This window comes from Ruegeria sp. YKSE079 (assembly GCF_059612845.1).
The window spans coordinates 80,215-90,968 of sequence record NZ_JBXWRJ010000020.1 but is presented as its reverse complement, the minus strand read 5'-3'; the positions used below and the strand labels follow the sequence as shown (position 1 = coordinate 90,968).

At 57.1% G+C, this 10,754-nt stretch carries 10 protein-coding genes; 9 read left to right on the top strand and 1 reads right to left on the bottom strand.

Features of this window, described 5'->3' with window-relative positions; genetic code table 11:
• The 4 genes from AC2FMY_RS17375 to AC2FMY_RS17360 form a co-directional block, all read left to right on the top strand.
• Positions 1-305 (top strand): thiamine pyrophosphate-dependent enzyme (locus tag AC2FMY_RS17375; RefSeq protein WP_496807788.1); only part of this gene is annotated, 305 nt, incomplete at its 5' end.
• A complete protein-coding gene (locus AC2FMY_RS17370) occupies positions 305-1,495 on the top strand; it encodes a pyridoxal phosphate-dependent aminotransferase (protein WP_480749233.1) in 1,191 nt (396 codons plus the stop codon). The genes AC2FMY_RS17375 and AC2FMY_RS17370, both read left to right, overlap by 1 nt.
• Positions 1,495-2,838 carry an MmgE/PrpD family protein gene (locus tag AC2FMY_RS17365; protein WP_496807787.1) on the top strand — a complete coding sequence of 448 codons (1,344 nt, stop codon included), beginning with the start codon at positions 1,495-1,497 and terminating at the stop codon, positions 2,836-2,838. The genes AC2FMY_RS17370 and AC2FMY_RS17365 overlap by 1 nt, the downstream gene beginning before the upstream one ends.
• Positions 2,839-2,908: 70 nt before the next feature.
• The gene (locus AC2FMY_RS17360) at positions 2,909-3,814 is read left to right on the top strand and encodes a LysR substrate-binding domain-containing protein (RefSeq protein WP_496807786.1); all 906 of its coding nucleotides are present in this window, start codon (positions 2,909-2,911) and stop codon (positions 3,812-3,814) included.
• A gap of 295 nt (positions 3,815-4,109) precedes the next feature.
• Here AC2FMY_RS17360 and AC2FMY_RS17355 read toward each other — a convergent pair whose 3' ends face one another.
• Entirely contained in the window at positions 4,110-5,138 is a 1,029-nt protein-coding gene (locus tag AC2FMY_RS17355) for a LysR family transcriptional regulator (protein WP_496807785.1), read from the bottom strand.
• A gap of 68 nt (positions 5,139-5,206) precedes the next feature.
• On the opposite strand from AC2FMY_RS17355, the gene cuyA reads away from it, so the two are divergent.
• From cuyA to AC2FMY_RS17330, 5 genes are all read left to right on the top strand, one after another.
• On the top strand, positions 5,207-6,220 hold the full coding sequence (gene cuyA, locus AC2FMY_RS17350) for a D-cysteate sulfo-lyase (RefSeq protein WP_496807789.1): 1,014 nt from the start codon (positions 5,207-5,209) through the stop codon (positions 6,218-6,220).
• Between the two features lie 33 nt (positions 6,221-6,253).
• Complete coding sequence (locus AC2FMY_RS17345; protein WP_480749229.1) at positions 6,254-7,213, top strand: ABC transporter substrate-binding protein; 960 nt, start codon at positions 6,254-6,256, stop codon at positions 7,211-7,213.
• A 69-nt stretch (positions 7,214-7,282) separates the two neighbouring features.
• Entirely contained in the window at positions 7,283-8,338 is a 1,056-nt protein-coding gene (locus tag AC2FMY_RS17340) for a quaternary amine ABC transporter ATP-binding protein (RefSeq protein WP_496807784.1), read from the top strand.
• Positions 8,335-9,879, top strand: coding sequence for an ABC transporter permease subunit (locus AC2FMY_RS17335; RefSeq protein WP_480749228.1), 1,545 nt, complete (start codon positions 8,335-8,337; stop codon positions 9,877-9,879). The genes AC2FMY_RS17340 and AC2FMY_RS17335 overlap by 4 nt, the downstream gene beginning before the upstream one ends.
• Positions 9,876-10,598 carry an alpha/beta fold hydrolase gene (locus tag AC2FMY_RS17330; protein ID WP_480749227.1) on the top strand — a complete coding sequence of 241 codons (723 nt, stop codon included), beginning with the start codon at positions 9,876-9,878 and terminating at the stop codon, positions 10,596-10,598. The genes AC2FMY_RS17335 and AC2FMY_RS17330 overlap by 4 nt, the downstream gene beginning before the upstream one ends.
• The last annotated feature ends 156 nt before the right edge of the window (positions 10,599-10,754 follow it).

The window sequence follows — 10,754 nt, the reverse complement described above, 5'->3', positions numbered from 1 at the left end:
CGGTACAGTACGGCCTCGATCCTATTTTCATCATCGTCGACAATGGCTCATACGGCACGATCCGCACCAATCAGGAACGCAAGCACCCGGGACGTGTGTCGGGCACATCGCTGACCAACCCCGATTTCGCCGTCGTGGCGCAGGGCTATGGCGCTCATGGCGAGCGGGTGGAAACCACCGCTGAATTTGCGCCTGCACTGGAACGTGCGCGGGCCTTGGGCAAGGCTGCTGTCATCCACATACTGGTGGGACCGGACAGCTTCGGCCCCAACCTGACGCTGGCCGATCTGGCGGAGGCGTCCTGATGCTGTCAAGCCTCGTCGATGCCCTTCCCCCATCGCCCATTATTGGCGTTTTCAACAAAGCCTATGAGCTGCGGCAAGCCGGGGCCGATCTGATCGATTTTTCTGTGGGCGAGCCGGATTTCGACACCCCCGTCCATATCTGCGAGGCCGGGGTTGCGGCCATCCGCGCGGGCGAGACACGCTATACCCCCACCGATGGCACCGGTGCGGTCAAAGCGGCTGTGATCGAGAAATTCCAGCGCGACAACGGGCTGGCATTCACCACTTCGGAAATCATCGTCTGCTCGGGCGCGAAACCCCTTTTGGCCTCGGCCATTCAGGCGGTGTTAAACGCAGGGGATGAGATGATCTTGCCGGTGCCACTCTGGGCTTCGCATCTGGGGATGGTGCAGGCGGTGGGCGGTGCTCCTGTGCTGGTCGATACGGCTGCGACGGCATTCAAGCTGACGCCCGAGGCGCTGGAGGGTGCAATCACGCCCCGTACCCGGTTGCTGATGCTCTGTTCGCCATCGAACCCGACTGGCGCGGTTTATTCGGCGGTCGAGCTGGAGGCGCTGGCACAGGTTCTGCGCAGGCACGCCCATGTCAATGTGATCTCTGATGACCTTTATGAACATATTATCTTTGACGGGGCTGAGTTTGCGACACTGGCGGCCACTGTGCCCGATCTGCAAGATCGTATCCTTACCGTTAACGGTGTGTCGAAATCCTATGCCATGACCGGCTGGCGCATCGGCTATGCGGGCGGGCCGGATTGGTGGACAGGCGGTATTCGCAGCCTGTTCAGTCAGACCAATGGCGGGCCATGCTCGGTCTCTCAGGCCGCTACCGTGGCCGCGCTGACAGGGCCGCAGGATTTCCTGAAAGACTGGTGCGCTACCTATCAGCACCGCCGGGATGTGGCCCTGGCCGGGCTGGCCCAGATTGAAGGTTTGACCACACAGAAACCAGGCGGTGCGTTCTATCTGATGCCCGATTGCGGAGCGCTTTTAGGTCTCGCGACACCGGATGGCGCGAAGCTGAACAACTCAACCGATCTGGCAGCCTATCTGATGGATCATGGGGCAGTTGTCGTGCCCGGTCCGGGGTTCTCCTGCGATCCGTTTTTCCGTATGTCGATCGCAACCTCGGAAGACAATATCGTCGAAGGGGTCAACCGAATGAAAACCGCCATCGAGAGGCTGAGCTGATGCCCCCCAGATTCGATCAATTCGCCGCCGAGCTGAGCTATGACGATCTGCCTGAAGCGGCGCTGTGGACCTTGCGCCGCTCATTCACCGACACAATGGGCGTCGCCGCCGTGGGGGCCACGACCGAATTGTCAGGGATTGCCCGGCGCACCGCACCGTTGATTTTTGGTGCGGGCAGTGCCGGTGGGGCGCGCATGCTGATGGATGGTCGGTCGGTCAGCCCCGTCGGGGCTGCCATGGCTGGGGCCTTCACCATAGACAGCATCGACGCACATGACGGGACGACCCCCTGCAAGGGCCATGCGGGTTCCGCGATCTTTCCGGCATTGATCGCCATGGCGCAGGCCAGCAATCAGGATATTGACGGCAAGCGCTTTGCTGAAATCCTCGCTGCTGCCTATGAAATCTCATACCGCGCGGGTCTGGTGCAGCACGCCACCTGCGCCGACTATCATACCTCGGGGGCCTGGACCGCCGTCGGCGTGGCCGGCGCCGGGGCGAAACTGCTGGGTGGCAGCGCGGAACAGATCCGCCACGCGGCTGGCATCGGCGAATATCATGGGCCTCGCAGCCAGATGATGCGCTGTATTGACCACCCGACCATGCTGCGCGACGGGGTCGGCTGGGGTGCACCTTCGGGCGTAACAGCGGCCTATCTGGCGATGGAAGGGTTCACAGGCGCACCCGCGCTAACCTGCGAAGGCGAGGACGGGGCTGAATTCTGGTCCGATCTGGGACAGGGTTGGCGCTTGATCGATCATACCCACTACAAAGCCTACCCTTGTTGCCGCTGGGCGCATCCCTCGCTGGATGCCGTGCATGACATGATGGCCGAGCATGGGTTTACCCATGAGCAGGTGGAAAGCGTCGAAATCCGCACCTTCCACTATGCCACCCGTCTGGCCGGGCATGAGCCGCAAAATCAGGATGAATTCGCCTATGCCATCGCCTTTCCAGTGGCTGCAATGATCGTGCGTGGTCAGGTTGGCGTGCCGGAATTGACCGATGGGGCCCTGCGCGACCCGGATATCCTGCGCATCAGTCGGGCAACCCAACTTATCGACGACGCGGAAATGACCCGCATTAGCATCGAAAAGCGTTGGGCGCAGGTAACGATTGTACTCAACGACGGTCGCCGGATCGAAGACAATCCCCGCACCCCGCGCGGTGATGCGGAAAATCCGCTGAGCGACAGTCAGATCACCGAGAAATTCCATCTGCTGGCTGATCCGGTTTTGGGCAAGGAACGGGCCACCGAAATTCATGATCTGTCAGCGCAGTTTGATCATCTATCAGCGCCTGAACTGAAACGCCTATTGGCCTTGTGTACCACGAAACTCTGAGCTGAAAGCGCTGGGAGCCGCTGAAAATTTACCTTAGGGTCCGTTTGTCCCCGCAAGTTCAGGTAGTCAGATGTCACGCAAGATTCCGCCCTTTGCCGCGATCCGCGCCTTCGAGGCCGTTGTCCGGCTAGGGCGCAATGTAGAAGCCGCTCAGGAACTCAATATCACCGGTTCTGCGATTAGCCATCAGATAAGATCTCTGGAGGCATTTGTTGGCACGACCTTGCTGGAGCGCGGGACCAGCCAGACGGCTGAGCTGACGGCAGAAGGCAAGGCCTTGTACGAACCGATACGTCAGGCGCTGGATACACTTGATGCGGCTTTTGCGAAATACACGGACAAAAAAAGCGACCAGTCTGTTTCGGTCCATATGTACCAGTCACTGGCGAATATGTGGTTGATCCCAAAACTGCCGAACCTGCGCGAAGCTGCCCCCAACGTGAAGATCAATATCATCACGATGCCCGAGGAAATCACACTGAGTGGCAGCGATATCGACATGGCCATTGTTTATGCCGACAAACCGCCGCAGGAGGCCCGTTGTATCAAATTGTTTGACGAGGTGATACAACCAGTTTGTTCGCCTGATTACCTGGCGGCGCGAGGATCAGTTCCCTCACCCGAAGAGTTGCTGTCCGAACCGTTGATCCGAAGCCGGCATCATGTAAACGAATGGGGCCTCTGGTTTTCCGCAGCGGGTCTGACTGAAACTGCGTGGAAACCGATTGCCGAAATGGACAATCGCTCGAACGCGTTGCAGGCCGCACAAAGCGGGTTGGGTTGGGCCATGGATCGCCGACCTTTTGGCGAAGAAGGTCGGCGCAAAGGAAATCTGGTCGCGCCACTGGAATTGAACCTGCCAACAGGCAACGCGTATTATCTTCTGACCTCATACCGAGCCGATGGTGCACGCGTCGTAACGCAGTTCCGCAATTGGCTATTGCGTATTTGTGCCAGGGAATTTCAGCTTAGCTAACTGTCCTATTCTGGACATCCCGCAGTGCTTGTGCAGCATGGGCAGGCCAGTGCGGCTGTTATGCATGGAAAGCCAACTTTGCAAAGTTTGGCCCGTTTCCCGACAGCAGCCATTCGTTTAGCGTGCGGCGAAAGCCGGGCGAGAGCCCAAAGCGATCACTGAATATTTACGAAATCCGGACGACTGTGGGATAGGATGCCGCGAGAAGCGCGGCAATTTCGCACAGCTTTCAGCAGTCAATATTTGGTGCCGACAGATGGCTATGGTCTTTGGCGCTGATTGGCGTCTTATCGGCTCAAGACTTTGAAAACGTCCTGTTTGTCCAGAAATCAAGCAACATTTTCGCTATCTTGGTCTGGTGATGGGCATAGACCACCACGTCGAGCTTTTCCTGACCCAATTGATTGCGTAGGGAGATCAGCTCGCCGCTTTCAATTTCCTTGTGCACCATGCTGAACGGCAGCCAACCAACACCGAGACCGTTCAGGATCATTTCCTTTGCTCCACTTGAAAAGGCCGTCTGGCAAACGGGGTTTTTGCTGAAATCGGCGGTTCCGAACGGGAGTTTGCTTTTGTTCAATGCTTCGCCGAAATAGCTGTTTTCGGGATAGACGATCGCTGGCGTATCCAAAGGCACGTCGCCGTTTCCGCGCACTGCATACCGCAATCCGCCACCGATGACCGGAACGAGGTAGTCGTGACCCCAAGTGCCGCGACGTATGCCTGCTCCGAACGGCATTGGGGCGACGTTTCGCGCCTCATAGCATAGCAGCATGTTGGTATCGCCGCGCAGGAACAGAGTGACGCAATCGTTCAGATTGGCAGTCCTGAGGCGAAAACGGAGCCCCTTGAACGTGGCACGTGCACGCAATGCCATATCAGGGAAGGTGGAGACGACCGATGCGTGTGTCGCGGCGATCGTCACAATCGAAACGGTGGGGTCATGTTGCGCAATTTTTGTGCGCAGGTCATTTAGCCTTGCGATCAAAGAGCGGATTTCGGCCTCGTTAGAGGCCAGTGCTGGACTGATCTCGACCCGGTTCGATTTGCGATCGAGAACTTCAATCCCCAGCCACTCCTCAAAACTGCGAATACGCCTTGAGAACGCTGGTTGTGTGATGTTTCTGCGGGCCGCGGCCCGCGTCATGTTCCGCTCTTCCAGAAGGGCCAGAACATCATCAAACCACAGCATATTCATCCGCACCTCCCGAGTACCCAAACAAAATGTATGAGCAGCCTGCGAAATATGCACTGTTTTTCTTCTTTTTCTTTTGAAAGTGTTTGGCTGTAGGCAAAAGCAGGGAGAGTGTGGTGGCGGAGACAATTCAGATGACCGGCGGTGACAAGATGGTCGCGCCGGAGATGGTTTTGAGCTTGTGCAAGGAATTATCGCTGACGCTGGCGAAATTTCCCCGGGTATCGCTTGGTCATCTTCCTACGCCGTTGGAGCCGATGGATCGCCTGAGCGAGGCTTTGGGTGGTCCTCGGTTTTGGGTCAAACGGGATGATTGCACTGGCCTCTCGTCGGGTGGCAACAAGACCCGTAAGCTGGAATTTCTGATGGCTGACGCAGTCCAGAAAGGCGCAGATACAATCATCACGCAAGGGGCGACGCAATCTAATCACGCGCGTCAGACAGCAGCGGCGGCCGCAAAACTTGGCCTTGCGTGCCATATCCTGCTTGAGGATCGTACGGGTTCCAATGACCCGAACTATATTCTGAATGGAAACGTCCTGTTGGATCGATTGCATGGTGCCAGTGTCTCCAAGCGTCCCGGTGGCGCAGACATGAACGCCGAGATGGAAGCCTGCGCTGCGCAGATGAAGTCAGAAGGCAAAAACCCTTACATCATCCCGGGCGGTGGATCGAACCCGATCGGGGCATTGGGCTACGTGAACTGCGCGCGCGAGTTATGCGAACAGGCCGCCAATGCCGGGTTGAAAATTGATGCGCTGGTACATGCGACCGGCAGCTCGGGCACACAAGCCGGATTAGTCGCCGGTCTTGCCGCCCTAGATAGTGACATTCACCTTTTGGGCATCGGCGTGCGGGCCCCGCAAGACAAACAGGAAGGCATGGTCCATGATCTGGCCGTACGTACTGTCGAGTATATGGAGACGGGTACGCCCATTGCGCGCGAAAATGTGCGCGCAAACTGCGACTACGTCGGTGCAGGATATGGTCTTCCGACCAAAGGGATGATTGACGCGCTCAAGCTGTTGGCCCGCACCGAAGGGCTTCTGTTCGACCCGGTCTATTCCGGTAAAGGGTTGGATGGTCTCATCGACCAAACCCGCAAAGGCTATTTCGACGGCATGGACAATGTCGTCTTTCTGCACACCGGCGGAAGTGCAGCCCTGTTTGGCTATCCCGAAACTTTCGAACTTCCTGGCTACGTGGCCTGAAAATATACAAAAAAACCAACAAGGAGATATCAAATGACACTAAAAAAATACTTGATCAGCGCGGCTTTGGTTTCAGCTCTCGGCGCACCACTCGCCGCTGAAGAGGTTAAGATCGGTGTTCCCACATGGACCGGAGCACAGGCTATTGCTCATGTCTTGGGTGAGATCGTGACCACTCGCATTGGCGGCACGGTGGAGTACGTGCCTGGTAACAATGCTACGATTTTTCAAGCGATGGATCAGGGTAAGGGTGATATCGATGTTCATCCAGATGTATGGTTGCCAAACCAGGAAGCGTTCACCAAGCAATATGTTGATGGTGCCGGCACAGTGACGTTGTCATCGAACCCCTATCAGGGCAATCAGGGTTTCTGTGTCTCCAAAGACTTTGCCGCAGAGATGAATATCACCGACATCGCGGATCTTGGACGCCCCGATGTGGCGGCTGCGATGGACAGCGATGGCAATGGTAAGGGTGAAATGTGGATCGGTGCACCCGGCTGGGCCTCGGCCAATGTCAACGAGGTAAAGGTGCGCGACTATGGCCTGTTGGATTTCATCGACCCGATCCGCGCCGAGGAAGCTGTAAAGACCGCGCGCATCAAGGACAGTATAGCCAAAAACGAAGGATATGCCTTCTACTGTTATGAGCCGCATGCTGTCTGGTACATGTTCGACGTGGTGATGCTGACCGAACCGACTTATGACCCCGAAAAATACGTCATGGTGCAGCCCTCCGACGATCCTGATTGGTACAACAAGTCGATGGTTGCCAGCAAGGACGCCCTGAAGGAAGTGCAGATCGCCTGGTCCAACTCGCTTGCAGATCGCTCGCCGGCGATTGCGGAGTTCTTCGCGAACTTCTCCCTGACCGCCGATGACGTGAGCTCGCTGGCCTTCGAGATCAGTGCCAATGGGCGGGATGCTGAGGAAGTTGCGGCCGAATGGGTTAACGCCAATTCCGAGCGCGTAGATTCGATGCTGGGTCTCTGAGCCAGGCCAAAAAACAACGGGCAGCACCTAGCGGTGCCGCCCCACTTGAAGGCACGCACGGGTGGGCGGATGAGCGACAAGACTGTAATCGAAATTTCCAACATCTGGAAAATCTTCGGGGCAAAACCCGAGGCCGCTCTTGAAGCCATTCGTGCGCGGGGGCTGACCAAGGCTGAAGTCCTTGCTGAATTCAACGCGGTGGTGGGCGTGGCCGATGTCAGCCTCGACGTCAAACGCGGTGAGATCTTCTGTATCATGGGCCTATCAGGGAGCGGCAAATCCACACTCGTGCGCCATTTCAATCGCCTGCTCGAACCAACGGCCGGCAAGATCGAGATCGAAGGCACGGACGTCATGGCACTCGGCACAAAGGAACTTCAGGCTTTCCGCAACCGAAAAATCGGGATGGTCTTCCAGAACTTTGCGCTGATGCCCCACCGTTCAGTCCTTGATAACGTAGCAATGCCCCTGGAAATCCGCCAGGTCGCCAAGAACGAGCGCATGCGGCAGGCGGCCGCCATTCTCGACATTGTCGAATTGGGGGCTTGGGGGTCGAAATTCGCTCACGAACTCTCTGGCGGCATGCAGCAACGTGTGGGGCTTGCCCGTGCGCTCGCGGCCAACCCTGATGTTCTATTGATGGATGAGCCCTTCTCCGCACTTGATCCCCTGATCCGGCGACAATTGCAGGATGAGTTCATCCGGCTGTCCAAAATCCTCAAAAAGACCACGATCTTCATCACTCATGATCTGGATGAGGCCGTCCGTATAGGAGACCGGATTGCGATCATGCGTGATGGCAAAATGGTGCAGATCGGCTCGGCTGAGGACATTGTCATGCATCCCGCTGATGACTACGTTGCTGATTTCGTGGCCGGGATATCGCGCCTGAAGGTGGTGCATGCTCATGCGGCGATGCAGCCCTTGGACAGCTACCTCGCCACGCACGGCCCGCTGCCCGCTGACATCGACCGGGTGGACCACAATGAGACGCTTTCCGCTTTAATTACGCGAGCCATCGACGATGAACGGCCGGTTCTGGTGTCCGAAGGCGGCGAAGACAGAGGTGTCATCACTCGCGCAGATCTGTTGCGCACCGTGATTGAAGGGACGGAAATGTCATGAGCGAAGATCTTGGTGTGAACCCCCTTGAAGACACAGAAAGCGAAGCCGCGCAGGCCTACGCCGAGGAACGCCGCGAGAATATCCGCACCTTTGTGCGCACAAGTCCCGACTACTACATCCGCAACTTCGACAAGATCGGTTCGTCCGCGCGCTTTACGGCAACCTTCAATGTGATGGCCGGGCTTTTTGGTCCGATCTGGTTCGGCGCACGCGGACTTTGGTCATGGGCATTGGCCTTTCTTGTCGTCGAGGCAATCGGCTTTGTGCAGATAGCGCGGGGCCTATTCGGAGATCTGGGAGCGGATGCGCTGGCCCGTGTGACCTCGATCGAAGGTACGCTCGATTTGCGCTACCAACAGCTTGCTGCAGCTCAAGAAAGCGGCTCGGATCGAGCCGCCGCCATCCAGCGCCAGATCGAAGGGCTGGAGGCCAACATTGAAGGTTTCCGCGCCGAGGCAGAGCTGCTCGCCGCGCAAGGTCCGTCGATTGCACTCACCGGGGTTATCATCTTGCTTGTGGCTAAGCTCATACAGGCTGTGGCCGCCAACTGGGCACTGGAGGCCCGGTTTTCTGACTGGCTCTCAGATCGCGCCATTCGCTCTGGCATGCCGGTCAGTCAGATTGTTTTCAGTGCGGGTTTCATGATCTTGTTGGTCGCGACCGCAATGATCCACTACAGTTTCCCCGGCCGTTTTTCATTTCTCAGCGAGTTTCCGACGGACAACTCAATCCGCCTGGCCAGTATTGACAGCGTAGAGGGTTTTATCGCCTGGTGCGTCGCCAACAGTGTGGCGTTCTTTGAAGGGCTCACCGCGGCCATTCGCTGGTTGCTGGATGCCATGGAGGTTGCACTGGTTCAAACGCCTTGGATTGTGGTGGCCTCGCTGATCGTTCTGTTGACCTGGCTCACGGCTGGGTTGCGCATGGCTATATGGTCTGGTGCCTTTCTGGCCTACATGGGCCTTCTCGGCTTCTGGGAAAAAGCTATGACCACTTTGGCGCTTCTCGGCACTGCAGCGCTGCTTTCCATCGTGATTGGCATTCCTTTGGGCATGTTCTCTGCTCGCCGACCGCGGTTCTATGCTGTCATCCAGCCGATTATGGATTTCATGCAGACCATGCCTGCCTTTGTCTTCATGGTGCCTGTGATTGCCTTTTTTGGTGTTGGCAAGCCAGCGGCAGTGATTGTCACTATGATCTTCGGCGGGACACCTGTGGTACGCCTTACCGTTTTGGGTCTGCGCGGTGTTCCTGAAAGCGTGCGTGAAGCCGCGATCAGTTTTGGCGCCAACAAGTGGTACCTTCTCACCAAGGTCGATCTGCCGCTCGCCAGCCCCTCCATTCGCGCGGGCATCAACCAGACAATCATGCTGTCGCTGGCCATGGTCGTGGTGGCCTCGCTTATTGGCGCGAAAGGGCTGGGCGAAGACGTCCTCGAGGCGCTGCAATACGCCAATGTGGGCCAGGGTATCCTCGCAGGTTTTGCCATTCTCTTCTGTGCGATGATCCTTGATCGGATCGTTCAAGGTCAGCGAAAGTGATCCCCCTTGTCCTTGTTCATGGTTTCATGGGGGGCAGCGCACAATGGGATGGGTGTCGTGATGCCCTGCAGCAGTATACTGATGTGATTGCAGTCGACCTGCCTGGGTTCGGCGCAAATGCCTATCTGCCGCCAATTGACAGTATTGGCGGATATGCGGATTGGGTCGTCCGGCATCTCCGCGGCCTTGGAGTAGAGGAATATCATCTGCTGGGTCACTCCATGGGCGGTATGATCGCTCAGGAAATTGCCTTGCGCGAGGCTGAAAGGATTGACCGTCTTGTGCTTTACGCAACGGGCGCGGTCGGTGTTTTGCCGGGGCGGTTCGAGACCATTGAACACAGTAAAAAACGCGCTGCGGAAGACGGCCCGGCGGCCACCGCACGTAGGATCGCAGCGACTTGGTTTCTGGATTGCGAAGCTGCGCCAGGATATGAACACTGCGCCGGGATCGCCGCTCAAGCCAAACTGGCCGCCATAAATGCTGGGCTTGAAGCGATGCAATCCTGGTCAGGAGAGCAGAACCTTAGCCGGATCCGGCAGGAAACTCTTGTGCTTTGGGGCGATCAAGATCGGACATATCCGTGGAGCCAAATTCAAATGCTTTGGGAAACAATTCCCAATACATTGTTAGCAGTTGTGCCAGGTTGCGCTCACGCTCTACATGCCGAGAGACCTGATTTTTTCACACGTTTAATCTCCGACTTTTTGGACCGCTGAGCAATCCCAACAACTTGGACTTTTGCAGGGCGGCAGCCAAGATCAGCTTTGTCCGCAGTGTTCGTTTTCATCAGCTTGAGGAACGTGGTCTGCAATCGACCAAAAGCTGCCGAATGCATCCGCAGCACCTAAGCTGAGCGGCAATGTCGGCTCGGG